General features: G+C 58.3%; 27 protein-coding genes and 1 pseudogene. 12 read left to right on the forward strand and 16 right to left on the reverse strand.

Features of this window, described 5'->3' with window-relative positions; genetic code table 11:
* Window positions 1-90: 90 nt before the first annotated feature.
* Window positions 91-291: a 30S ribosomal protein S21 gene (rpsU, locus tag ACN0WV_RS16745; protein WP_040700433.1), complete on the reverse strand. Its 201-nt coding sequence runs from the start codon at window positions 289-291 to the stop codon at window positions 91-93.
* A 692-nt stretch (window positions 292-983) separates the two neighbouring features.
* Between rpsU and ACN0WV_RS16750 the strand changes: the two genes are divergently transcribed.
* The 5 genes from ACN0WV_RS16750 to ACN0WV_RS16770 are packed head-to-tail and all read left to right on the forward strand — an operon-like array spanning window position 984 to window position 3166.
* A complete protein-coding gene (locus ACN0WV_RS16750) occupies window positions 984-1307 on the forward strand; it encodes an ArsR/SmtB family transcription factor (protein ID WP_417607273.1) in 324 nt (107 codons plus the stop codon).
* Complete coding sequence (locus ACN0WV_RS16755; protein ID WP_417607275.1) at window positions 1304-1714, forward strand: SRPBCC family protein; 411 nt, start codon at window positions 1304-1306, stop codon at window positions 1712-1714. The genes ACN0WV_RS16750 and ACN0WV_RS16755 overlap by 4 nt, the downstream gene beginning before the upstream one ends.
* 24 nt (window positions 1715-1738) lie before the next feature.
* On the forward strand, window positions 1739-2104 hold the full coding sequence (locus ACN0WV_RS16760; protein ID WP_417607277.1) for a hypothetical protein: 366 nt from the start codon (window positions 1739-1741) through the stop codon (window positions 2102-2104).
* 15 nt (window positions 2105-2119) lie between these two features.
* The gene (locus tag ACN0WV_RS16765; protein ID WP_417607279.1) at window positions 2120-2704 is read left to right on the forward strand and encodes a YdeI/OmpD-associated family protein; all 585 of its coding nucleotides are present in this window, start codon (window positions 2120-2122) and stop codon (window positions 2702-2704) included.
* Window positions 2705-2749: 45 nt separating this feature from the next.
* On the forward strand, window positions 2750-3166 hold the full coding sequence (locus ACN0WV_RS16770; RefSeq protein ID WP_084352940.1) for a DUF1801 domain-containing protein: 417 nt from the start codon (window positions 2750-2752) through the stop codon (window positions 3164-3166).
* A gap of 276 nt (window positions 3167-3442) precedes the next feature.
* Here the strand turns inward: ACN0WV_RS16770 and ACN0WV_RS16775 are convergent, their stop codons facing one another.
* The 12 genes from ACN0WV_RS16775 to ACN0WV_RS16830 all read right to left on the reverse strand — a co-directional run bounded on the left by ACN0WV_RS16775 (window position 3443) and on the right by ACN0WV_RS16830 (window position 12311).
* A complete protein-coding gene (locus tag ACN0WV_RS16775) occupies window positions 3443-3790 on the reverse strand; it encodes a VOC family protein (RefSeq protein WP_417607281.1) in 348 nt (115 codons plus the stop codon).
* Window positions 3787-4098 carry a DUF6958 family protein gene (locus tag ACN0WV_RS16780; RefSeq protein ID WP_417607283.1) on the reverse strand — a complete coding sequence of 104 codons (312 nt, stop codon included), beginning with the start codon at window positions 4096-4098 and terminating at the stop codon, window positions 3787-3789. Before ACN0WV_RS16780 ends, ACN0WV_RS16775 begins: the two co-directional genes overlap by 4 nt.
* Complete coding sequence (locus ACN0WV_RS16785; RefSeq protein ID WP_417607285.1) at window positions 4085-4246, reverse strand: hypothetical protein; 162 nt, start codon at window positions 4244-4246, stop codon at window positions 4085-4087. The genes ACN0WV_RS16780 and ACN0WV_RS16785 overlap by 14 nt, the downstream gene beginning before the upstream one ends.
* A 79-nt stretch (window positions 4247-4325) precedes the next feature.
* Window positions 4326-4628 carry a hypothetical protein gene (locus ACN0WV_RS16790; RefSeq protein ID WP_417607287.1) on the reverse strand — a complete coding sequence of 101 codons (303 nt, stop codon included), beginning with the start codon at window positions 4626-4628 and terminating at the stop codon, window positions 4326-4328.
* On the reverse strand, window positions 4621-5100 hold the full coding sequence (locus ACN0WV_RS16795) for a VOC family protein (protein ID WP_417607289.1): 480 nt from the start codon (window positions 5098-5100) through the stop codon (window positions 4621-4623). The genes ACN0WV_RS16790 and ACN0WV_RS16795 overlap by 8 nt, the downstream gene beginning before the upstream one ends.
* 3 nt (window positions 5101-5103) lie before the next feature.
* Window positions 5104-5757, reverse strand: a complete 654-nt coding sequence (locus ACN0WV_RS16800) for a TetR/AcrR family transcriptional regulator (RefSeq protein WP_084353035.1) — start codon at window positions 5755-5757, stop codon at window positions 5104-5106.
* 149 nt (window positions 5758-5906) lie between these two features.
* A complete protein-coding gene (locus ACN0WV_RS16805; RefSeq protein WP_417607291.1) occupies window positions 5907-6161 on the reverse strand; it encodes a glutathione S-transferase family protein in 255 nt (84 codons plus the stop codon).
* A gap of 324 nt (window positions 6162-6485) precedes the next feature.
* The gene (locus ACN0WV_RS16810; RefSeq protein ID WP_417607293.1) at window positions 6486-8291 is read right to left on the reverse strand and encodes a TniQ family protein; all 1806 of its coding nucleotides are present in this window, start codon (window positions 8289-8291) and stop codon (window positions 6486-6488) included.
* A complete protein-coding gene (locus ACN0WV_RS16815; RefSeq protein WP_417607295.1) occupies window positions 8291-9238 on the reverse strand; it encodes a TniB family NTP-binding protein in 948 nt (315 codons plus the stop codon). Before ACN0WV_RS16815 ends, ACN0WV_RS16810 begins: the two co-directional genes overlap by 1 nt.
* A complete protein-coding gene (locus ACN0WV_RS16820) occupies window positions 9231-11357 on the reverse strand; it encodes a Mu transposase C-terminal domain-containing protein (RefSeq protein WP_417607297.1) in 2127 nt (708 codons plus the stop codon). The genes ACN0WV_RS16815 and ACN0WV_RS16820 overlap by 8 nt, the downstream gene beginning before the upstream one ends.
* The gene (locus ACN0WV_RS16825; protein WP_417607299.1) at window positions 11354-11854 is read right to left on the reverse strand and encodes a TnsA endonuclease N-terminal domain-containing protein; all 501 of its coding nucleotides are present in this window, start codon (window positions 11852-11854) and stop codon (window positions 11354-11356) included. Before ACN0WV_RS16825 ends, ACN0WV_RS16820 begins: the two co-directional genes overlap by 4 nt.
* A 220-nt stretch (window positions 11855-12074) precedes the next feature.
* Window positions 12075-12311 (reverse strand): helix-turn-helix domain-containing protein, encoded by a 237-nt coding sequence (locus ACN0WV_RS16830; RefSeq protein ID WP_417607301.1) that lies wholly within the window; start codon window positions 12309-12311, stop codon window positions 12075-12077.
* 130 nt (window positions 12312-12441) lie between these two features.
* On the opposite strand from ACN0WV_RS16830, the gene ACN0WV_RS16835 reads away from it, so the two are divergent.
* The 3 genes and pseudogenes from ACN0WV_RS16835 to ACN0WV_RS16845 all read left to right on the forward strand — a co-directional run.
* Window positions 12442-12927: a hypothetical protein gene (locus ACN0WV_RS16835; protein WP_417607303.1), complete on the forward strand. Its 486-nt coding sequence runs from the start codon at window positions 12442-12444 to the stop codon at window positions 12925-12927.
* A gap of 95 nt (window positions 12928-13022) precedes the next feature.
* Entirely contained in the window at window positions 13023-14501 is a 1479-nt protein-coding gene (locus tag ACN0WV_RS16840) for a DUF6880 family protein (RefSeq protein WP_417607305.1), read from the forward strand.
* 159 nt (window positions 14502-14660) lie between these two features.
* Window positions 14661-14879: pseudogene (locus tag ACN0WV_RS16845) on the forward strand (hypothetical protein); the annotation flags it as partial.
* Window positions 14880-14939: 60 nt separating this feature from the next.
* Here the strand turns inward: ACN0WV_RS16845 and ACN0WV_RS16850 are convergent.
* The 3 genes from ACN0WV_RS16850 to ACN0WV_RS16860 are packed head-to-tail and all read right to left on the reverse strand — an operon-like array spanning window position 14940 to window position 17090.
* Window positions 14940-15950, reverse strand: a complete 1011-nt coding sequence (locus ACN0WV_RS16850) for a saccharopine dehydrogenase family protein (RefSeq protein ID WP_417607307.1) — start codon at window positions 15948-15950, stop codon at window positions 14940-14942.
* Entirely contained in the window at window positions 15950-16336 is a 387-nt protein-coding gene (locus ACN0WV_RS16855; RefSeq protein ID WP_417607309.1) for a VOC family protein, read from the reverse strand. The genes ACN0WV_RS16850 and ACN0WV_RS16855 overlap by 1 nt, the downstream gene beginning before the upstream one ends.
* 10 nt (window positions 16337-16346) lie before the next feature.
* Window positions 16347-17090 carry an SDR family NAD(P)-dependent oxidoreductase gene (locus ACN0WV_RS16860; protein ID WP_417607311.1) on the reverse strand — a complete coding sequence of 248 codons (744 nt, stop codon included), beginning with the start codon at window positions 17088-17090 and terminating at the stop codon, window positions 16347-16349.
* Window positions 17091-17253: 163 nt separating this feature from the next.
* Between ACN0WV_RS16860 and ACN0WV_RS16865 the strand changes: the two genes are divergently transcribed.
* The 4 genes from ACN0WV_RS16865 (at window position 17254) to ACN0WV_RS16880 (ending at window position 20858) form a co-directional block, all read left to right on the forward strand.
* The gene (locus tag ACN0WV_RS16865) at window positions 17254-18165 is read left to right on the forward strand and encodes an AraC family transcriptional regulator (RefSeq protein ID WP_417607313.1); all 912 of its coding nucleotides are present in this window, start codon (window positions 17254-17256) and stop codon (window positions 18163-18165) included.
* A 10-nt stretch (window positions 18166-18175) separates the two neighbouring features.
* Entirely contained in the window at window positions 18176-18559 is a 384-nt protein-coding gene (locus ACN0WV_RS16870) for a VOC family protein (protein WP_417607315.1), read from the forward strand.
* Between the two features lie 620 nt (window positions 18560-19179).
* On the forward strand, window positions 19180-19818 hold the full coding sequence (locus ACN0WV_RS16875; protein WP_417607317.1) for a hypothetical protein: 639 nt from the start codon (window positions 19180-19182) through the stop codon (window positions 19816-19818).
* Window positions 19815-20858, forward strand: coding sequence for a hypothetical protein (locus tag ACN0WV_RS16880; protein WP_417607319.1), 1044 nt, complete (start codon window positions 19815-19817; stop codon window positions 20856-20858). The genes ACN0WV_RS16875 and ACN0WV_RS16880 overlap by 4 nt, the downstream gene beginning before the upstream one ends.
* Window positions 20859-21215 lie beyond the last annotated feature (357 nt).

Genomic DNA, 21215 nt, shown 5'->3' on the forward strand with positions numbered 1-21215 from the left:
AAGTTGCACATAACGGTCCGTTCAAAACCAAAACTCCCGCGGCCAAAAGGCGACGGGAGCTTCATTCGTTCAGCATCAAGGGATAAAAACTTATCCCTCGCGCTCCAATTTCTTGCGCGCGAGCTTGCGGGCACGACGAATCGCTTCAGCTTTTTGACGAGCATTCTTCTCGGAAGGTTTTTCGAAATGCTGCTTAAGCTTCATTTCACGGAAAACACCCTCTTTCTGAAGCTTTTTCTTAAGAACCCGAAGGGCTTGATCGACATTGTTGTCGCGAACACTGACCTGCATGTGGTTGACACCACCTCTCTGAATATGGACCGCAAAGATGTTAATTGAGGGCGTAAATAGCAACCATGTGGCGGTTTGTACAGTATGTCTGTCATCAAGTTTCGCAAAGAATAGCGCCTTTTTACGGCCTGAGGCCCCCGGAAACGCCATGTCGTTTCTCAATGTGGCAGTTGTGAGATGCCGCAATCGCGGGTTTTGAGTTGTTCCCAACTTGTTCTCTCACCCTGTCCGATCGGACAGCACATGGCATCACAGAATGCCCGTGTTCCTGGGCGGCGGATGCAGGGGCATATCGGACCGGCCGTCACGCGCGCAGCTCCCGTTCCATCATCTGGCACAAGGCGACGGCACCTCGAACGGGCAGCTGCGATGTCATCGGCGGTAATGCAGTCCCGGCCATCGTGAGCGGTGTGACCGGGGACGCGCTGATGATGGTCCGGGTCGGAAAAGACGCCGATAGCGCCACCTTAGAAGAAGAACACGTCAGTCCGATGGAAATGTCGGGGCGGAGGCCGCAAGGGTTCGTTCTGGTCGATCCGTCCGGGCGTCAATCGGAGCGCACCCTACGCGAATGGGTCTCTCGCGGATGGGAGTTCGTGGCGACGCAGATAAGCAAGAAGCCCGTGTCACACGCATGGTTTGACAACCCATAACCGCGCGGCTATCTATCAATCATAGCCGCGGAGTTATTCATGAAGCCGGATCACGACGCCGTATTCAAATCCCTCTCCGATCCCACGCGGCGGGCGCTTTTCGAACGCCTGTGTCTCGACGGTGAACAGACTGTCGCAGCTCTGACCGAGCAGGCGGGGATTTCCCAACCGGCTGTCTCGAAGCATCTGGGCGTTCTGAAACGGGCGGGACTGGTCAGCGGTCGCCACGAAGGACGACAGACGCACTACTCCGCCCGGAAAAAGGCGCTGGACCCACTAATCGACTGGACCCGACAAATGGGCGGGTTCTGGGATACGAAGCTCGACAGCCTCGAAAATCTGCTGGGGAGGATGGATCAATGAACGGCGCTGGCAAAGACAGCCGCACTGTCGTCAAAGAGCGCGACCTGCGTCATGCTCCCGAAAAGGTCTGGCGCGCGCTGACGCAAAAGCACCTTATCGAGGAGTGGCTGATGGAAAGCGATTTCAAGGCCGAGGTCGGCCATCGTTTCGAGTTGGACGCCGAGTGGGGCACAATTGCCTGCAAGGTTCTGGCGGTCGAGCCGCAGAAGTCCCTGTCTTATTCGTGGCAGGCGCACGGGCTCGAAAGCGTCGTGACCTGGACGCTGACCGAAACCGATACCGGCACGCACCTGCGGATGGAACAGACCGGCTTCACCGCCGATCAGGAACAGGCCTATCGCGGCGCGATCTCGGGCTGGACGCGGTTTCTGGACAAGCTGGAACAGGTGACAGCAGGCCTCGACTGAGTGCGAATTTCAAGGAGTGCATAAATGAACATATTTCTATGGATACTTCAGGTCCTTCTGGCACTGCACACGGCCATCGGCGCGGGCTGGAAAATCGTCAATTCCGAAGCGTCGATCCCGACGCTGAGCGCCTTGCCGCATTCGGTCTGGCTGCTGCTGATCCCGCTGGAACTGCTCTGCGCCATCGGGCTGGTGATCCCGGCCCTTGTGCCGTCGCTCGGCTGGATCGTGCCGCTTGCCGCCATTGCCGTTGCCGTCGAGATGCTGATGTTCTCAGGTCTCCATCTCCGTGCCGGTGCGGAGGAAAATGGACCGATGTTTTACTGGCTGGGCGTCGCGGCGGTCTGCGCGGTGATCGCGCTCGGGCGGCTCTTCGTTGCTCGGCTGTGATCCAGGAGACCGACCGTGGCAGATGATCCAAGCGTCAACGACCTATTGGGCAAGAAGAACTGGAACACGGAGCGTAGGGCGCTGCGCGACCTGATTCTCGACTGCGGCTTGGAGGAAGCCGTCAAGTGGGCAAAGCTCTGCTACACCTACAAGGGCAACAACGTCGTGATCATCTACGGCAAGAAAAATCACTGCGCGCTCGGGTTCTTCAAGGGATCGCTTCTGGAGGATCCGGATGACGTGCTGGTTCGGCCCGGCAAGCATTCGCAGGCGATGCGGCAGATGCGGTTCGAGAGCCTGGAGGAGATCGCGGACAGCGAAGACCTGATCCGGGAATTCATCGAGAAGGCGGTGCAAGCAGAAAAGGATGGGCTGGAGGTCGATTTCAGCGAGAGGGACGACCTTGACTATCCCGCCGAGCTTCGGGACGCGCTGGACGACGACGCGGAGCTAGCCAAAGCCTTCGAGGACCTGACTCCGGGGCGCCAGCGCAGCTACGTTCTGCATATAGGGGATGCCAGGAAATCCGAAACACGCGCCCGTCGGGTGCGTAAGGCCAAGCCGAAGATCATGATGGGCAAGGGGCACAACGAGCGGTGATCGCATCTGCCGCAACTGAAATTCGACGGGGCAAGGAGCAAGTAGATGAGCAAAGACAATGATGTAAAACTGCTGTCGGGAGGCAATCCCCAGATCCCCAAGGGCTACGGTAACAGCCCGGTCGAGAACTACATCGCCGCCATGCCGGATTGGAAGCGGAAAATCGGTCGCCGCCTCGACGATCTGATCGAGAAAGCCGTCCCCGACGTGACCAAGGCCGTCAAATGGAATTCACCCTTCTACGGAACGCAGAAGGACGTCTGGTTCCTGAGCTATCACTGCTTCACGAAATACGTGAAGGTGACGTTCTTCGATGGTGCTTCGCTCGATCCGCCCCCGCCGGAAAGCTCCAAGCAGGAGAAGGTCCGGTATCTCAACATCCACGAGGAGGACGATTTCGACGAGGAACGGTTCGTGGACTGGGTCCGGCAAGCCAGCAAGTTGCCGGGTGAGAAACTGTAGCCGGCCCGTCAGCCGAACGCGAGGTGCTGCGGGAGGTCGTCCGTAATCTCAAACCATTCGGCCTTCGATCCCACGAATATATGCGCCGCCGGCCGGATGCCCGGCGTATCGATAAGCGTGCCGGGCGCGACAGATGATCTTCGCCAGAGACGATTCCGATTCTGTCGATGCCGATTCCGGCCATAGGCTTGAAGGCGGACCCGGTCGCCCGTCGGCAATACGAAGAATGGCAGTTCATCGCGTATTCGAAACTGTCGGCGCCCGCGCACGCTCCCCTCAACTGCCATCGAGAAGACCCACTGTGTTGCCCTCGGGATCGGCGAACTCCGCATAGCGCAGCGTGTCGAACCCCTCGACCTTCACCGGCTCTGGCACCTCGATCCCCGCGCGGCCCAGCCTTTCGGTCTCTGCGTCTAGATCGGGAACGTGCAGTGTCACGGTCGTGCCACCCTGGCCATCATCGCTGTCGAGAACCTGGAACAGCACGCGACCCGTCAGATCCCATTCGCGGCAGGAGGGCATCGGTTCGCGGTCCCAAGGCCGGCCGATGAAATTTTTCCACCACTCGGACTGAGCGGCGAAATCGGCTGCATTGATACTGAGAAAGAGGTGATTGATTTTCATTCCGGTGTCCTCGTTCTGAATAAGCGCACCGGCCCTTTGCTACCGCGCTCGATCACGCCCATGGCTTCCAGGTCGAGCTGCACGGCGGCTAACCACCAGCCAGCTTTGTCACCGCCGGGGAACAACGCGTCACAAAGATCAGGCTGCAAGGCCGCTTTGGCATCGGCGAAGGTCATTCCGGGTGCTTCGGTCGGAAGCACCGGAAGGAAGGCGTCGCGCATGGTTAGATACTTGGCGCGGTTCACGCGTTTTATCTTGCCTGGCTGCGTGATGCTCTCGACTTCGATCATTTCTTCAGTGTCGGACATTGATCTCTCCTGTTTTCGGTGTCTTCGGATTGCGGAACCGCATCGCGACCCAAGCGCCGAAGTTTCTTGCGCAGAAGGCCAGGTCCTGTTTCCTTGCGTTTGGAATGTCGTCCGGCAGGCGCGCTCCTTCGGGCAGATCCGAGGCCATGTTGCGCATCTCCGTTGTCGGCATCGCGCCGTCTGGCCAGAGCGTGCCGTAGAGGCTCAACCAATGACCGTGTTTGACATCAAGATTGACCGGCGTATTGCAGCAGGTCGCGATCACCCGCGCGGATGAGGTATTCGGTGCCAGCCGAAACGAGGCAGGGTTCTCGAGGCCCCGAAATAGACCGCAACCGATCCTTGCGCGACATCACGAAAGGCGTGGCGTCATGGCTTGTCAAAATCAACGGCGCGCCATCAAGTCCTTGCATCCGTGCGGCGGCCTCCCGGCGGGACGAGCAGCAACATTCGATGCTGGCGATATGTTTGCCCTGTACCTCAAGGCGGGTCTGTCCGCAGGAACATGCGATCTCGGTTGAATCACCCATGCGCTGGCTCGTTTGCTGCCGCATCCAATGCCGCAATATCGATCTTGCCCATCTGCATCATGGCTTTGCTTACGCGCTGAACGATGCCCGGATCTTCGCTGGCCAGAAGGTCCGGCATCCGCTTCGGCACGATCTGCCAGGATACGCCGAAACGGTCCACCACCCAGCCACAGTGTCCGGCCTCGCCCCCATTTCCGGTCAGCGCGTCCCAGAGCTGATCGGTTTCCTTCTGATCCTCAGTGAGGACGCTGATCGAGGCGGCGGGCGTCAATTTGTGATGCGGGCCCGCTGTCAGGATCATCATCGGCGCACCGGCCAGGTTGAACTCGACGATCATCGGATCGTCAGGCTGGCCATTGTCGCGCACCGCTTCAATCCGGCTGCCCGGCACCAGAGCGACATATTCCTTGGCCGCCTCAACGCCACCTTTCTCGAACCAGAGGCAGGTCCGCACCTTGGCTGCATGTTTCATTGGTCAACTCTCCCTCTCTGTTGTCGTTTCTGATTCGGCATCGAGGTCGAAAAGCGCTCGCACATAGCGGATCAGGTGATCGACGCTCTCTCGGGCGAGGGCCGGATCGCCGGTCGCCTTGGCAAGGATGAACCCACCCTGAAGCACGGCCTGCGTATGACGCGCGAGGCTTGCGGAGGTCCAGTCTGCGTCGATGCCGCGTTGCTCCCGGGCCGCTTCGATATCAGCCTCAAGCGTTGCGGCATGGCCGAGGATGCTGTCCGCGCAGGCATCGCGGATCGCGGGGGCGGAGTCGTGGACCTCCTGCGTCATGGTGCCGACGAGGCAGGTGTATTGATATGTCTCTCCCCCGATGATCCCATTGCGGAAATCAAGGTAGGCAAGAACCCGGTCCAGCGGATCGTCCGGCTGGTGATAGGGCGCGCTGGCGAATAGGGCGCTGGTGGTCTCGGCCCAGTAGTTCGCGGCCGCCACGCCAAGCGCGTTCTTGGTCTTGAAGTGATGGAAAAATGCGCCCTTCGTCACCCCCGCCGATTGGCAAAGGTCATCAACGGAGGTTGCGGCGAATCCCTTCTGGCGGATCACGTCACGGGCGGCTTCCAGAAGCCGCGTCTTCGCGTCGCCGCGCTCGGGGGAATGTTTGGTGGGTCTCGGCATATTGATATACATACCACTTGGTTTGTATCATGTGAAGGGAAAATGAGAGGGAGAAATGACAATGAGCTATGTCGACGGGTGCATCTTGGCGGTGCCGACCGCGAACAAGCAGAAATTCACTGATTAGGCGAACACCGCCAACCGTTACTTCATGGAGCGCCCCGGAACGTGACATCGAGGACCGGATGCGACAGCTCGGCCGTTCCGAAGGCGATGACCGGCTCGATCACGTTGCCATACCACGCTAACCAGCTCAGATATTGCCCCCGCTGCGGATCGCCCGCGACAGGCCCCATCCCGGCCTTCGGAAGCAGGGCGGTGAGATAGAGGATGATCGCGTTCGATTCCCATATCTCGACGCTGTCAACTGGACTGCCCGTCACGACGAAGAAATGGTCACCCATGGGCCATCCTCGGGTTCAACGAGAGGGGGAGGCTACGATGCGATCAGCGCGCCGAAATGGTGCCAATCAAAGCAGCATGGATTTTTATGGGTAAAATGGCAGCCGTCTGCGCGGCAGAGGCAAGTCCTCTGACGAGAAAGGCAGGATTATCTGGCACGTATCAAGTGCTGGAAACGGCCACATAGATCTTCCATTTTTGGCCGGAAAAACCCAACAAAATCAGTGCCGGTTGTTCCTGTTGGAGCGTCTGCCTTTCCATTTGGGACACATAGTTTTTCCACCTAAGGCCAAAGAAAGACCGGCCAAACGGCCGGTGCAGTTCATTTAGATGTGGAGGACGTCTTCCCGTCGGTAGATTGGCTCCGTCTCCGCGCTGACGTCCAACTGGTAGGCTTCGAGTTCTAGCCCACGCACGTGACGCCCTGTTGGTGAGAGGCGTTTGTCTTTGCTGTGCTCCCATAAGGAAATGTACAATTCGGCGAACAGCTCGACCGATATCGGGCACGCGTAATCGACGTCTTTTCCGGTTATTGAATTCCGAACGACGACCTTTTCGATGTAGTGGCGTCTGATCAGTGCGGACACGGTTTTGGGCTTCAGGCAGAGAAGTTGCGCAGCGCGAACCGGATGAACTGCGCCAATTGCAGGCAGTGTGAGAGCTTCACGTAGGTCCGCGAGAGCGACGTAATAATCCCGGAACCCGATCACGTCTTTGCGAGCGGGACGAAGAGGCAGTTTATGCAATAAGATGAGAGTCACGGCGCGCTCGGTGGTGATCTTCAGCCGGTGCGCGGCAGTGGCAATTTCCAGCCATCCGTCAATCGGGGCGTATCGTTCACGCAGATATTCAAGGCGCGCTAGAAACTCGTCCAGAGCTGTCTGTTGGTAGAGCGGATAGGTTTTGTCTTGGGACATGAAGAGCGGGATGAGCTGCGGCTGGCTAAGCTTTGTCAGCATGAAGCGTTTGATCCCCAGATATGCCGCAGCCTCAGTAGCGTTGAGCAAGCCGGAGAATTCCGACTTGATGCGCTCAACCACATCCGTCGGAATGAAATCGGTCAATTCGATACCGTTTGTCCCGCCACTCGGGCGTGCCCAGCCCATGGCACAGAGGCGGCGGGCTAGTTGGCGTCGGGTGATCCCAGTTGCTGTTGCGGCGGTCGATAGCGAGTGCACATGTTGCTCAGGGCATGGTTCGCCAAGCACGAGAGCTCCTTTGGCGACAGGAAAATTTCTCCACACGAAGTCACGAACCAAGTCGCGGATACAGTCAAAGTCACGGTCGTCATTCCTGAATCGCAGCCAATCGAAGAAGCACCGGTAGCGTGTGCGGTATCGGCCGGTTTCATTGACGTAACCAACCTTCAGATCGCGCAGTGCTGCATGTAGGGCGTCGGGGCCATCCTTCAGGACCTGATAGCCCGCGTCACCTGCTGCTACCCACTCCAAATTTGTAACTTCAGATCGCTTTGCGTCCGGTCCAAGGGTCAAGAGAACGCCCAGGTTATCGGCAGTCTGTGCGGCGACATGAAAGGGCAGTTTATCCAGCCAATTACTGCCAGAACCGGTGGCGATCCGGCGCGCAAGGTAGCTTTCGAGGCCCGAATGCGCGGGAGTTGGGATCGGTTTGTCGAACCTATGGTGTTCGACCAGGTGTGCAAAATCGAAGACGTCCTTGTTGCTGGTTGGGACTGGAATGGAGGCTAGCAGACAGCCGTGTAATGCGCAGGACCGTATCGAGCTTATCTGCCAGAGCCCCAGATGACCCACATTCGCTCGATTGCTCGTTTCCAGGCCTTCGCTTGCGCACACAGGGCAGGCGCGCGTCTGTGTGCGGGAAAACGCGGTGAATTTCAGCCGCTCACGCCCCAGCCGAAACCACCGAGATTCGAAGTGATGAGGCGTCGAGAAGAGAAGAGATTCCGCATCATGCCCGGCCAACGCGGCGATGTCCCGGACCTCCTGTTCACGACCGTTTGTGAGGCCAGAATGGCTGATGCCGATGTCAGAGCAGAAAGCAATCAGTCGCGGCGCACCATTCAGCAGCGCCAAGCGGGAAGCAACCGAAGTCGCCGTTTCCCCGGGAAAGTGCTCTACGGAGAGCGGCAGCTGGGTGAAATGTGAAAACATCATTGCATCTCCCTCGTGAAGACTTTGCGTGCGTCGATCTTGAAATAGTCCGGCACGATGAACGGGTTGAATGCGTCTGTGCAGGACGAACGGATTTCATAGGCCGTTGCGAAATGCGCCTGTGTCAGGGTCTCGGTTTCTTCGAGTAGAGCGACTTCGATAGCTGCGATGGTGATCTCTATGACAAGGCCGAACTGGAATGCTGCGCTGTGTATGAGGCGCTCTGCAAAGGCCAAGATTGATACGCTAGCATCTGCGCTGATCCCGGCTCTCTGGGCATAACCGTCCACCAACGCTATGACCTCGGGAGCATGGTGGACAGCTGAAAGCGGTCCAAAATGGACCGTATCCAGCCGTCGTGCGAGCTGCGGATCGTGATTGAGAATTGTTTCCAGTTCTTCCGTTCCCGAAAGCAAAATCCCGACTGGCCATTGTTCGTCGGTCATCAGCGTCTTCAGCATGGAGGCCACGGCGTTCAGTTCCTTGGCTGTCCCGCGCGAACTGAGGTCTTGCGCCTCATCCAGATGCAGGAACAGAATTTTTCTGGCACGAAGTTGATGGCGGACGAGATCCCAGATGTACCAAGCCTGCCGCTCTGTCGCGAGATTATAGCCGAGCGCCCTTAGAACCATTTGGCCCACGAATTTCAGTGTGGCAGGAGAAGGTACGCGGAGGCTAATGATAGAAGCCTGCGGGAAGCTTGATGCTGACAGATAATCTCGCGCTGAATTGAGGAGTTGCGCCATGGCGCAACTCTTACCAGTCCCCGAGGCTCCGGACAGCGCGATGCCGTGGGCGTCTGTTGTCCGCCCCGCAGCGATGTCAGCCAGCCGCTTCTCGATCAATAGCTGAAACCGCGCCCGCAAAGGTTCATACCTTTCATGACGAATGAAGCGTCCCCGCAATTCGGCAATACCCTGTGCCGTCTGGATAATCAGATCACTCATCATCAAAACTCCATTTGCGGCGCTGGGTTTGTGTCGGCGGCGTTTGTTTTTCCGGTGTCGCGCGGGGAGTCGGCAGTTCGGGAGCGGGAAGAATATCCAAGCCGTCGTTCAATGGGTCGTTGGTGAGAGTCGAGGTGGAACCGTCATTTGAAGGTGGGCTGAGCGAGAAATGTAGCGACCGTTCATTCCGTTCGACTTCCTCGTCGGTGACGTGGAAAGGGGTCAGCTGCATGCGCAGCATGGCAGAGCGATTGGTTGCAGAAATTCGGGCGATGGCCCGGTGGACTGTATCTTCGGACAAAACGGCGGCCTTGCCATGTTTCACCCGCAAGGCCCGGCAGGCTTCTTGCCAGTCGGTATATGTCACACCGTTGAACCCGCGATGATTGCAGATTGCGGCATACCAAGTATCGCCGACCCGAACAGCGATCCATCCGATGTCGAAAAGATCGGCCCGAATTTCCACTTCGCGTTCGGGCGAGTGAAGGAACGCATCACGCAGAGTCTCGCAGCTGTAGGAAAGTCCTGCGAAGCGCACCCCGTCACCACGAAGTTTGCGCACGAGCGGGCGACCAAAGGTCTTGCGAAGTGCCAGCCCGTCAGGGACTGGCAAGGTACCTTCTTCTTTGACAAGCCGCTTCCAGCAGTTCGCAGGGGTTTCTCCCTGAAGTGAACCATGCGGTTCGTTGTGATATATGTCGACAACGAAGGTCAAAAGAATGCGGATCAGATCGTCATCGCTTAGGCAAGCCAGCTGTCCCGACGGGTAATCCGCTCGTTCGACCGGGTTGAAAAAGGTGCGTCCTGACAGGAGTGGCATCAGCTTATGCCCTACCGTTCGGAAGAAACTTTCTATGCTGCCGCGCATCTGCGGCAGGCCTGCAGGTGGGAGGTGCATCGTCACGCCAAGCGAGAGCGCAGCCGCCCGGAACTCTTCGGAAATGAAGGCCGACCCTTGATCGGTGACGAGCGTACCGATGCCGCCAAACTGATCCCACGCGCACTCACAATTTGCCGCCTTTGCATATGGCGTTTTGTCATGGAAGATATCGCGCAGTGTCCGGATCGCGTCTTGTGCGTTTTGCGTATTGGCCAATCGGATCGCGACGATGCATTTGGTCGCGCTGTCCTTCGCCGTGTATAGCCAGCGCCGTCCTTTCAGCTCTTCTATCTGTTTCTCGGAAAGATGATCCAATATACCTGTTGGCGAGAGAAGGGAGATCACGTCGAGGCGGTTTTCATCCATCTCAACCCTTTCAAGTGGAGTGACTACCTCTACGCCTGTTTCGAAAAGGTTGTACTTTCTGTTCGCCGCTTCAACGCCATAGCGTTTTGCATAGAGATAATAGGGGTCCGCTCCCGCAAGGCGCCGCTGTAGACTTCGGGCTGATGGGATGACGAACTCATCCAGCCCTGCATTTCTTCGGCGCTGGTTTTCTTCCTTCATCCGGCGCTGTGTCTCAGATATCGCCTGCGTTTTTGTCGGGCGTTGTGTCGTCGCATAAACTTCGATGACTTCCGAAACCATTGCCTCGGTGGAGTGGCACCAACGAGCCGTACGATTGCCACACCGGTGGGTGCGGGGCAGGAGCGCAAGCGGATCGTGCCCGTGTCCTTCATAGGTTCGTACCAGCCTGAGCAAGGTTTTCGCACACGGGAACTTTCGCCCGAGAATCTCGGCTCCTGCGCGACGAACGTTTCTGTCCCGGAAAGCTTGCCCATTAAGGCGCTTGGTCTCGTATTCTAGGGTGGCGATATTTTCGGTGACGGACGCATAGGTGCGAACAACACGTCCATTTGCCTCCAACTCAAGAAACGCGTCGCAAATCGCGGTACTCCAGAGAAGTTTGGAGCGGACGCTTGCAGGTAGTTCCATGATGAGATCGACTGGCGCTCTTTGTCGGACAAGGCTTTGGGCAAGTTCGTAGTGGCCTGAAAAATAACGGATACCCGGAGCACACAGGAGTGCATGGACCTCTTCATGCGATAGGCTTTGTGTGATCCCTGGCTGGTCGGCCCGCTCAAGGACGATGGCATCGCCGTTAACTTGGATGGGGCGGTAGTGAACTCCATCGAGATTTAGCAAGTCGGAATTCGAAAGTCGCAAACGCATATTCATGCTGCCACCTCCGTCAACGAGGGCCGGTCGCGCATCAGTTGCCGTTCGGCTTTAGTTGCCGCATGTCGATCAAGCTGTGCATCGGTCACGAGCTTAATCCGATCTGCAAAATCTTTAGTTACCGAGGCAGCGACCAACGCCAGTTCAGAATTGAAATTTCGGCTCTCAACGCGACGCAACGGCTTGATGGCAACAGCCGTGCGGCTGCCATCGGTCCGCGTGACAAGAAAATCGAAAACATGAGTGCCTTGGCTGCCATCATGTCGGCGATAGCGGATTGCCGTAGGTTGCTCCTGAATGTCGTACACATCTGGTTGCACGAGCATCAAGCAGAGGAAACGATATTCCAACATGCTCTCAAAATGGATTACACGTGGTCGCGGAAAGGCAGGAAGCTTTGCAATCATGCTGCCGCGCAAGCTAGCCTTGGAGCGCCGCACAACTTTTCTGGTCGCGCGGCTTGGCTCCGCAGCGCGGTAAATCAAACTGTCAGTCATATGTGTTCGGACCCCGCCCCATCCGACCGAATTCGGCGCGGATGAGGGCGCATGTCCGCCTTTCATCAGGTTGAGTTTATGGAACCCGCCAGGCGAGCGGCCCGGCAGGTTGACTTTTTGTTCGACTCGGGAGATGAAAGAAGGGTCGGTAGCAAACGACGCCTAATTTCGAAGGGGCCTTCTCATGCAATGGGAAGGCCTTTTCCTTTTGTCGACCGTGTTAGTTGTTGGCTGAACCCTCCTCTGCTGGATAACGATCTGGAAAAAGTTGCTGGGGTGTGGTGCCAAGTTGATCCGCGATCGCAGATTGAATGCGGTGCGACCGACGATAACCTTGGCAAACAACCGTAACGGTTGACTGCGAAACCCCAAGTAGCCGTGCGATTGACGCCAAAGAACTGCCATTGGACCGCAGTTTGAACTTAAGGAGCTCATGCTGTTGAAGGTCGATGCTCATAATTCCTCGTCAAACTTGGTGGACCATGTTCTTCTTAAACTAGGTGAATCAGGGTTGATTCTCTTGGTCAATAAACGTGCGGGCGCGAGGTGCAGATTTTACACTTCACCCCCCCATTTTAGGTTTGTGCATGATTTTGCCAATCGGAGTTGCTTTTGTTGGAAGTAAGGGAGCGGTTCTCTGGCATGGTGTGCATTCAACCAATGGGTTGTTTGTGTGTGTTGTGGATACGAAGAAAATCGAAGAGGTTTTCACTTCCTCTCAATCGCTTCGAAATTTTGCCAACTACTATAGCCTCACCTTCACGGCCGCTCGAAATGTTCTCGAAGCCAACAATGTGCGTGTCATGGAACTATTAAAGTTTGAGTACGAGCGGGGAGACAGTCTGGAAAAATTATCTGCGCGGCACGGGCCCAAATCAAAGACCCTTTCAGGATGGCTGCAGCGGTATGGCGTTCAAATTCGTGACGGAAACGAGAAATCTGGGATCGACAATGAAGAGCTCACCGCCACGTTGCGTGAAACCTGTTCGATCAACAAAGCTGCGCAGAAGGCCGGAATACACTGGGAAACGGCTGCTCGGCGCTTAGGGAGTAGTACCCGGAAGGGAAATTAGGAGGGATACCCAGTCTTGAAATGCGCCCCAATACTTGCCACCCGAACCTGGCCGAGGCACTTATTGGGGCAACTGTTTCCAACCGAGACCTGCCCATGGCCCGCAAACCTGCCCTCTCCACTGACAAGCTGAAAGATCTCGGTGCCGACAAACTCGCGCAGCTGGTGCTGGAAGAGGCCGAGCGCAATGCTGGGTTCCGGCGGCAGGTCAAAGCAGCGCTAGCAGGGAAGTCCGGCCCCGAAGCCATTGCCAAGCTGATCGACCGGCGGCTGTCCGGGCTGGCGCGGGCAAAGAGTCTCATCGAATGGGACAAGGCCCGCGCTTTTGCCGATGATCTGCGCAGCCTGACCGACACGATCACATCCGAGCTTGGCCCTGCCGCCCCGGCACTGGCCATAGACCGGCTGCTGCGCTTCATCGCCACCCACGAACGGGTGTTCGAACGCGTCGACGATTCTTCCGGTCGCGTTCAGGACGTCTATTATCAGGCGATCCATGCAACCGGCGATTTGGCCGCCAGCCTGCCGGTGCCTGAGGCCGACGCGCTCCCCGATAAGATCATGACCGCCCTTGGCGAAAGCACGCATGGCTACCTCGCTGACGTGACCGAGGCTGTGGCGGCGCATCTGCCGCAAGACAGCCTGTCGCGCTGGGACGGCGATCTGAAAGACGCCATCGCCGAGCGGCAGACCGAAGAAGCAGCGCGCAAATCGGATGGCTGGTTTTACTCCATGACCTCGCAATGGGCCGGGATGCGCCAAATCCTCGCCTCGGTGCGGGGGGATCTTGATCTGCTAGTCGCGCTGGAGCTCAAGAAAAAGCCGCATATGCAGGATACACTGGCGATCGCGGCGCAGCTTCTGGAGGCTGGGCGCGATGCCGAGGCGCTGGAATGGGTGCGCAAGCCGGGGCGGCGTAGCTTTGGCGAAACCGATGATGGCCTGGCACCAGAACGCGTCAGCCTGGAGGCGCGCATCCTGGACGCCACCGGCGACAGGTCGGCGGCGCAGGCCCTGCGTTGGCGCTGTTTCGAGGCACGCCTGTCCGCCGACATCTTGCGGGAGTATTTGAAACTGCTGCCGGATTTTGAGGATATCGAGGCCGAAGACCGCGCCCATGCCTTTGCGCTGGAAAAGGCAAAACCCGAGGAGGCGCTGCAATTCTTCCTTGATTGGCCACGACTTGATTTGGCAGCAAAACTGATTGCCACGCACCCGCACCGCTGGGACGGGGGTGATTGGCACATCTTGCCAAAAATCGCGGGCCTACTGGAACACGATCATCCGCTGGCGGCTACGATCCTCTACCGGGCACTTCTGGACAGCATTCTCGACCGTGCACGCTCCAAGGCCTATGGGCATGGCGCAAAATACCTTGGGAAACTCGACCTGCTGGCGGGCGAAGCAGACCCAATCCGCCCAGGCGGAATGGTCGATCATGCAACCTATCTTGCCAAGCTCAAAACAGCACATCCCCGCAAATCAGGCTTCTGGGCACGTGTCGGAGACGGTGAACCAAAAGCACAACAAGCAAGTGGGGCCCGTCGCCCTGTGTGGATCAAAGATGATGAGTGAGACGGCCCAAAGCCGTCCCTTGGCTTCTGCAGTACGCCGCAGTACGCCGCAGTGCGGCTTCCCCAGATCGGCCATTCATGCTTGCTGCGGAAATTTTCGCGGGCCAATGTCTGCTATGTGATTTGAAGCGTTTCCTCTGGGCGCAAATGGATTAGAGCAATGATTATTGAATACAAGAAAGATGGATCAGGTTGGCATCGGTGGGACCTCCATCTTCACGGGCCAGGCACTAAACTGGCAAATGGCTATGGCGATGCCAGTGAGGCAAATCTCCGCGCCTATCTCGAAGTGCTAGAGGGATCGGACGTTCAGATATTTGGGATCACAGATTATTTCTCTTTTGACACCTACTTGGCTGTAGTTGCTGCATATGAGCGCTTTTAGAGGGCATCAGTCACCGCAATGATGTCGGATGTGCGATCTTGGTGCGTCATGGTCTCAGGTCTCCGCATGGGCTGGCATTGTGTCCAGCAAGGTGATCCGCGTGTCCGCGATGGTTTCGGCAAATCCCGGCCCGAACAGGCCGGCGGGTGTCTGGAAACCGGGACGAGCTTCGCCGTTCATGATGCGGCGCGCTGCTTCTGCCGCCGCGAGGGGCGTGAAGCTGTAACCATTGACCGTATCGAGGACGGCCCGGACAGCTGTCCCGTCGGCTCCGGTCACGCAAACTGACGCCTGATAGCGGCTGGCGCCGCGTTCTTGGCTGGTAGGGCCGTCGGGCATGTCGGACAGATCGCCTTCGGGGAAGGCGGTGCCCGACACATGAACAAAGGTCTCCACGTCCGGTGCCCCGGTGCTGCGCCAGAGGGTGATGAGATCGGGAAGCGTCACCGGGAAGCAGGCCACCATCCCCATGCCGAAGTTGAAATCCATCAACCCCGACGGATCGCGGTCTACAAGAGCGCCATCCACCCGCGCCATGGTTCGGGTTGTCAGGTTTTGCGACGCGCTGATCGCCGACCCGCGCGACATGGCGCCAGTGACGTGCAGCGCGACGCTGATCTTGCGCGGCTCGGCCACGTGACTGGCCGCAAACCCGGCCAGCGAGCCGAGCATTGCGACACTGCCGCCGCTGCCGGGCAAGAGCATCACGCCAGCCGCCTGTGCCGCGTCCTCCAGCGTCTCGGCCAGCCGGTAGCTGTCCAGTTCCGCCGCGATATCGAGGTAGTGAGTGCCGTTACGCAGCGCTCCCCGCATCAGGGGTTCAGCCGTGTGCAGGAAGGGGCCCGCGCAATTGAGCAGCACAGCCACATCCGTCAGGCCGGCGTCGATATCCGCCGTCTCGTCGAGTGCAAAGATGCGGGCATCGACCCCAAGCTCCTCCGCCAGTGCGCGCAGGGGCTCTTCATCGCGTCCCGCAATGAGTATCGGGAGGCCCATTGTTTTGGCGTGAGCCGCCGCCATGCGCCCGGTATATCCGGTCGCACCATAGATCATCAGATGTGTCATCAGTGTTGCCAATCCTTGTAAACGAATTCGAGGCTGTAGCCGTCGGGGTCGCGGACCTGCGCCGCGTAATACCTCGGGTCGTAGTGAAGCTGCGGGCCAGGGCCGTGCAGATCCTGCGCCCCGGCGGCAAGGGCAGCGGCATGGGCCGCCTGCACCTCTGTCTCGCTGTTTGCAACAAAGCTCACATGAACGGCGCCAGGTGCGGGGTTGCCTTGGCGCAACCAGAAAAAGATACGGCCATTGGCACCGAACCCCTTGAGGTCGGGATGGTCGTCTGCCCCGTCGTAATCGTGCCGGACAGTGATGCCGAGCGTCGGCAGCACTGTCTCGTAGAAGCCAATCGACCGGGAAAGGTCGCGGACGGTCAGGAAGATATGGTCGAGCATGGGTGTCTCCTCAGATCATGTAGCCGCCGCCGACTTCGATCGACTGCGCGTTGATCCAGCGGCTCTTGTCGGACAGGAGATTTGCTATGACGCCCCCGACTTCTGCCGCTTCGCCGACGCGGCCAAGGGCGGTCTGCCCGGCCAGCAGCGTTTCGAATTCCTCGTTCAGCCCACCGCCAAGATCAGTGCGGATCGGCCCGGGAGCGATGGAATTGGCGCGGATGCCGCGATGCCCAAGCTCCTTGGCCTGATACCGGGTCAGAACCTCCAACCCGGCCTTGAAACTCGCATAAGGCGCCACCCCCGCCGTCGCCACGCGCGAGGTCGCACTGACCATGTTCACGATATGCCCGCCATCGGCCATGAGCGACAAAAGCGTCTGCGTCAGAAAGAACGGCCCCTTCAGATGCACACGAAACAGCCCGTCGAACTCGTCCTCGGTCACCGTCTCCAGCGGATTGAAGACGCCGTAGCCCGCATTGTTGACCAGCGCATCGAAGGTCTCTCGCGACCAGACCGATGCAAGGGCATCCGCCACTGACCGCCGGAACGCACCGAAAGATGAACTGACGCCGACTTCCAGCGGCAGGGCAACGGCCGTGCCACCCTCCGCCTCAATTTGCGCAACAACCTCTTCCGCCTTCTGACGGTTGGCATTGTAGGTCAGGATGACGCCCATTCCGTCACGGGCGCATTCGAGGGCGGTGGCGGCCCCGATGCCGCGGCTTCCACCTGTGATAATTGCGATCTTCATTTCGTGTTCCTTCCATTGTCTTGCCTCAAGGTAGGCAACCCCACATCGCCGCGCCCATCCGATCGTGGCGCAAACTTGCCTGATCCTACTTTCTGGCGTGTTCGGGATTGGCGAAGGGCACGAAGTCAGTCACCTATGACAAGCCCCTAGCGAAAGCATCGCCATGACTGCGGACATTACCCAGAAAACCCTCGAAGAGCTGCGCCACCTCATGGCGCATGCCGGAAACCGGCGAACGGAAACCGGAATCCCACGGCTCGCGATGGTAAAGGGACGTGTGCCAGAGCATGAGCTTGCGGCGGTCTACCAGCCGATGATCAACCTGATCCTGCAAGGATCGAAGACGATGTCGGTCGGCGACCGGACCCTGCGCTATGATCCTGCAACTTATTTCGTGATGTCGGTCGATCTACCGGCCATCGGCACCATCCACGCGACCGAGGACGGCGCGCCCTATCTTGCTGTTGCCCTGACGCTGGAGCCAGCGCGCATCGCGTCGCTGCTGGCCGATATCCCGCCTATCCGTCCGAACGCGCGGCAGGAGGGATTTTCCGTCGCAGCCGTCACGCCGGACCTGCTGGATGCCTGGGCACGCCTCCTGCGCCTGATGGCGCGGCCAGAGGACATCCCGGCACTGGCCCCGGTTTATGAGCGCGAGATCCTCTATCGCGTGTTGTCCGGCCCCATGGGGTCAATGATGCGCGACATCGCCACGCCCGACACGATGCTCCACCGCATCCATCAGGTTATTCAATGGCTCCGGACAAATTACATGGAGACGGTCACCATAGAGGCCATGGCAAGCCGCGCTGCCATGTCAGTGTCCGCCTTTCATAGGCATTTCAAGACAGTGACCTCGCTCAGCCCGCTGCAGTTCCAGAAGCAGCTGCGCCTGCTACAGGCGAGAACGCTTCTGCTGACCGGCGCAGGGACGGCCACCTCCGTCGCCTTCTCGGTCGGGTATGAAAGCACAACCCAATTCAGCCGGGAATATTCACGCCTGTTCGGCCTGCCACCGTCGCGCGACGCCGCACGGGTGCTGGCCGAGATCCGAAACACCTCAATCCAACCTTAAGGAAATCAAGATGAATTTTACCCATGTTGCTGTCGGCACCAACGACATCGAAGCCGCGCGCAGGTTTTACGACAAAGTGCTGGCCACCCTTGGCTGGTCCCGGATTGCGGACCTGGGCGACACCGGATCATTTTGGGGCGACGGCGCACCCAGCTTCATGGTCACCCTGCCACGGAACGGTGCGCCCGCCACGGCGGGAAACGGGACGACAATCAGCTTCCAAGCGCCGGACCACGCTTCTGTCCACGCCTTTCATGAGGCAGCATTGACACTCGGGATGCCTGACGAAGGCGCGGTAGGCCCCCGCCCTTGGGCTCCTGGCGCAATGGCGGCCTACACGCGCGACCCGGATGGGAACAAGCTAGCGGTTTACGGGATGGAAGCCACCAGCTGACGCTACAAGCAACAACTGAGGTTCGGCACTGCAGCGACATACCGGGAGAGCCGTTTGATAACTCATGATGGGTCATCGGCGAATTTGCGTTTCGAGTTCATCAGGCTTAGCACGATTGACTGCGCCGCCAACTTGAAAGTTCGACGTTGCAAAGGGGTAATTCCAGTGAATAACCGCCGTTTTTTCTCAGTGCAGCATCACAGTGGACTCTTTGCGAGCCTCGGATACGGCGTGGCATTGGGTGTTGGCGGGCTCCGATTAAAGGCAATAACGGCCCTTCGCCGACATTCATCAGGAACGTCATCGCTGCGGTGCGGTTTCCCCGAAGCTGGCAATGACGACGCAGCGCAGCGCTTGTGCCTGCTTTGCGGGGAAACGCCGATCTCAGCCGAACAGAGGCCTTCTGTGCTGGGCGCAAACGGTAGTTTTGGCGTCGACGGAAATGAAGGACTCTGATACGCTAAGGCTCCAATTAGTTCGGGCGCGGCCCGAGAAGACTTGTCATGGATATACACCGCCACAGGTGGCGCACTACGCAACCCGCATGCAGGATAACGGGTCTCGCGAATATCCATAAATTGAGCTATAGATTTAGTAGTTGTAAAGCTGGAGAAATTGGCATGGGCAAGTATTTCAAGTTGGCTGCTCCGGTCTTCTTCAGCGTATCCCTCGGCTTTGTCAGCTTCTTTTTTAGCCAGCACCTCAGTGACCTTCGAGAGGGGCCAACCCTTATCTACTCTGTGGATCAAGATACGCAGCAAGTATCGCTCACCCTTTCGAATGTGGGTGGCGAGACGGTAGAAGGCGCGTTCATCTTGGACTGTGACGTTTCTGCCCCTGCTTGCTTCAGGAAAGAAGCGGAGGGATCGGAGGTTTCTCTAAACATCACCAGGATCGGCGCCGTGGCGATAAGGCAAATCTCCACAGGGCCCGGTCATGGAGAAGGTCAGATAAACCTCAAACTGATACTTCCGCCTGACGCAAGAGTGCGGATCACTGCCCAGAAGGCGCCGGATATCAAACAGCCGATCGAGTTCAGTTATGACCCCCGTACTGAGCCGGCGGCGCGCGTTCTAGAGGAAGGGGGGATCACCGAGAAGCTCCTACTACACTACATGGACATCCTCGCATGGGGACTTCTCGTAGTGCTCGTTGGCGCTATTTTTTTCGGCATCTGGATGTTCGCGCTGCTTGCCCGTCTGTTGCTTTGTAAGCCCGAAACTACCGACGATGCGGATAAACCACAGGGTGGCGAATGACGATGGTACGACTTGCTCTATTGGCTGCGGTGTTGGCAACAATGTCGCACATGGCTTTTGCCGACGATGCACAGATCGAAGTCCAAGTGAACTTCATGCCCGCGCCACCGCGCACGCCAGGCTATGCCGTCTGGGTAGAAGGAAAACGTGTTCACGCCTCTTCCGGCAATGACGCAGCCACCATCACAATCCCTGAGTGCAGCCCGAACACGCGTGTCGATATCTGGCCGGCTGACAGCCGATACACTGCCCCATCCATGTACTGCGATACACCACTGATCGCTCAGGTTCGATACATCCGCACAGCGTCCCTGCTCTGGGGGCATAGTTCATCCGCCGCGGCTGACTACGCGGACGCTGTCATTCCAGCATTTACAGCGATAGCCGAGGAAGCCGCGGAAGGCGACGAGAACGCTCTGGCGCTCTGGAATGCGCTAGATGCCGAAGACTCAAGCCAGCTGCTCGTAGAACTACTCCGAGACGCTGGTGAAGGCACTGAGGCACCGGATCTCAAGCTGGCGTACCAGGTCCTCGCAATCGACTCGACGTTCCGTTCCGCTGGCGAGGATCCCGCAGATGGTTTGCTGCACGTTGCCGACGATCTCGGCATACCGGTCCTCACGGAGGAGGGAAATGCGGTGCTTTCTGAAATCGACCCGGAATGGCTGCCGCCACTTCCAATAGAGGGATTCAGCAATCGCATCACAGAGATCGTGTCGGGCACTGGAACCTACGGCCGCATCGTCCGGGTCGGTGACCTGATGGGGCGCCCTGTATTTGATGCCGATGGGCAGCTCGTCGGTCAGATCGGCGGCGTTTCCCAAAATGGCCGGGGCTCCGTCGCGATCAAAGCGGGAGGCTTCCTCGGCATCGGTGAAAGCATGGTGGCCTTGCCATCTGATGACGTTGTGCTGGAAGAAGGTCGCACGATACGCACGCGCCTCGATGAGCGGGAACTGAAAGCGCTCCCTGAATTTGATCTGGAGCTTCTTTCAGAAGATGCCGCTATCGAGTTCCGTTTCGACGGCGCCACGCGGTAGGAAGCAACCATCCTGCGTGGGCCGCGAACGATGATTTCGCTAGCGTCTCTGCCATGTAACATGATCAGGAATTCAGTAGGTCGGTACAAGGTTTCGCTGGATCGTTACAGGCGCGGCCGGCCTGGCAGCCGCCTAGGCCATTGTCATGACACGCCCGGCCCATTCCCGACATTGGTGAAGCCTTTAAGCTCTGCAGCGTAGCGACTTGAAATCGGTCATTTGGAAGCAATGCGGCATTCTTATAGGCTAAACGGCAGCAATGCGGACGCTTCCTTCGATCGTCTCGTTGTTGCTGTCTGACGTCGCCTCGATTTCCTGCGTAGTACCTTCCTGTGGCGCCCTCGCTCGGCAAGGGAT

The sequence above is a fragment of the Primorskyibacter flagellatus genome, from assembly GCF_048268605.1.
In the GTDB taxonomy this organism is placed as follows: domain Bacteria; phylum Pseudomonadota; class Alphaproteobacteria; order Rhodobacterales; family Rhodobacteraceae; genus Primorskyibacter; species Primorskyibacter flagellatus.

What these genes read in the sequence shown, in the direction of transcription:
- ACN0WV_RS16775 (WP_417607281.1), bottom strand. Translation starts at nt 3,790, where the DNA reads ATGAAAATCAATCACCTCTTTCTCAGTATCAATGCAGCCGATTTCGCC.
- ACN0WV_RS16815 (WP_417607295.1), bottom strand. Translation starts at nt 9,238, where the DNA reads ATGAGTGATCTGATTATCCAGACGGCACAGGGTATTGCCGAATTGCGG.
- ACN0WV_RS16855 (WP_417607309.1), bottom strand. Translation starts at nt 16,336, where the DNA reads ATGCTCGACCATATCTTCCTGACCGTCCGCGACCTTTCCCGGTCGATT.
- ACN0WV_RS16840 (WP_417607305.1), top strand. Translation starts at nt 13,023, where the DNA reads ATGGCCCGCAAACCTGCCCTCTCCACTGACAAGCTGAAAGATCTCGGT.
- ACN0WV_RS16875 (WP_417607317.1), top strand. Translation starts at nt 19,180, where the DNA reads ATGGGCAAGTATTTCAAGTTGGCTGCTCCGGTCTTCTTCAGCGTATCC.
- ACN0WV_RS16810 (WP_417607293.1), bottom strand. Translation starts at nt 8,291, where the DNA reads ATGTTTTCACATTTCACCCAGCTGCCGCTCTCCGTAGAGCACTTTCCC.
- ACN0WV_RS16835 (WP_417607303.1), top strand. Translation starts at nt 12,442, where the DNA reads ATGATTTTGCCAATCGGAGTTGCTTTTGTTGGAAGTAAGGGAGCGGTT.
- ACN0WV_RS16860 (WP_417607311.1), bottom strand. Translation starts at nt 17,090, where the DNA reads ATGAAGATCGCAATTATCACAGGTGGAAGCCGCGGCATCGGGGCCGCC.
- ACN0WV_RS16820 (WP_417607297.1), bottom strand. Translation starts at nt 11,357, where the DNA reads ATGAATATGCGTTTGCGACTTTCGAATTCCGACTTGCTAAATCTCGAT.
- ACN0WV_RS16755 (WP_417607275.1), top strand. Translation starts at nt 1,304, where the DNA reads ATGAACGGCGCTGGCAAAGACAGCCGCACTGTCGTCAAAGAGCGCGAC.
- ACN0WV_RS16760 (WP_417607277.1), top strand. Translation starts at nt 1,739, where the DNA reads ATGAACATATTTCTATGGATACTTCAGGTCCTTCTGGCACTGCACACG.
- ACN0WV_RS16870 (WP_417607315.1), top strand. Translation starts at nt 18,176, where the DNA reads ATGAATTTTACCCATGTTGCTGTCGGCACCAACGACATCGAAGCCGCG.
- ACN0WV_RS16785 (WP_417607285.1), bottom strand. Translation starts at nt 4,246, where the DNA reads ATGGCCTCGGATCTGCCCGAAGGAGCGCGCCTGCCGGACGACATTCCA.
- ACN0WV_RS16750 (WP_417607273.1), top strand. Translation starts at nt 984, where the DNA reads ATGAAGCCGGATCACGACGCCGTATTCAAATCCCTCTCCGATCCCACG.
- ACN0WV_RS16780 (WP_417607283.1), bottom strand. Translation starts at nt 4,098, where the DNA reads ATGTCCGACACTGAAGAAATGATCGAAGTCGAGAGCATCACGCAGCCA.
- ACN0WV_RS16805 (WP_417607291.1), bottom strand. Translation starts at nt 6,161, where the DNA reads ATGGGTGACCATTTCTTCGTCGTGACGGGCAGTCCAGTTGACAGCGTC.
- ACN0WV_RS16830 (WP_417607301.1), bottom strand. Translation starts at nt 12,311, where the DNA reads ATGAGCATCGACCTTCAACAGCATGAGCTCCTTAAGTTCAAACTGCGG.
- ACN0WV_RS16865 (WP_417607313.1), top strand. Translation starts at nt 17,254, where the DNA reads ATGACTGCGGACATTACCCAGAAAACCCTCGAAGAGCTGCGCCACCTC.
- ACN0WV_RS16825 (WP_417607299.1), bottom strand. Translation starts at nt 11,854, where the DNA reads ATGACTGACAGTTTGATTTACCGCGCTGCGGAGCCAAGCCGCGCGACC.
- ACN0WV_RS16795 (WP_417607289.1), bottom strand. Translation starts at nt 5,100, where the DNA reads ATGAAACATGCAGCCAAGGTGCGGACCTGCCTCTGGTTCGAGAAAGGT.
- ACN0WV_RS16790 (WP_417607287.1), bottom strand. Translation starts at nt 4,628, where the DNA reads ATGGGTGATTCAACCGAGATCGCATGTTCCTGCGGACAGACCCGCCTT.
- rpsU (WP_040700433.1), bottom strand. Translation starts at nt 291, where the DNA reads ATGCAGGTCAGTGTTCGCGACAACAATGTCGATCAAGCCCTTCGGGTT.
- ACN0WV_RS16800 (WP_084353035.1), bottom strand. Translation starts at nt 5,757, where the DNA reads ATGCCGAGACCCACCAAACATTCCCCCGAGCGCGGCGACGCGAAGACG.
- ACN0WV_RS16880 (WP_417607319.1), top strand. Translation starts at nt 19,815, where the DNA reads ATGACGATGGTACGACTTGCTCTATTGGCTGCGGTGTTGGCAACAATG.
- ACN0WV_RS16850 (WP_417607307.1), bottom strand. Translation starts at nt 15,950, where the DNA reads ATGACACATCTGATGATCTATGGTGCGACCGGATATACCGGGCGCATG.
- ACN0WV_RS16770 (WP_084352940.1), top strand. Translation starts at nt 2,750, where the DNA reads ATGAGCAAAGACAATGATGTAAAACTGCTGTCGGGAGGCAATCCCCAG.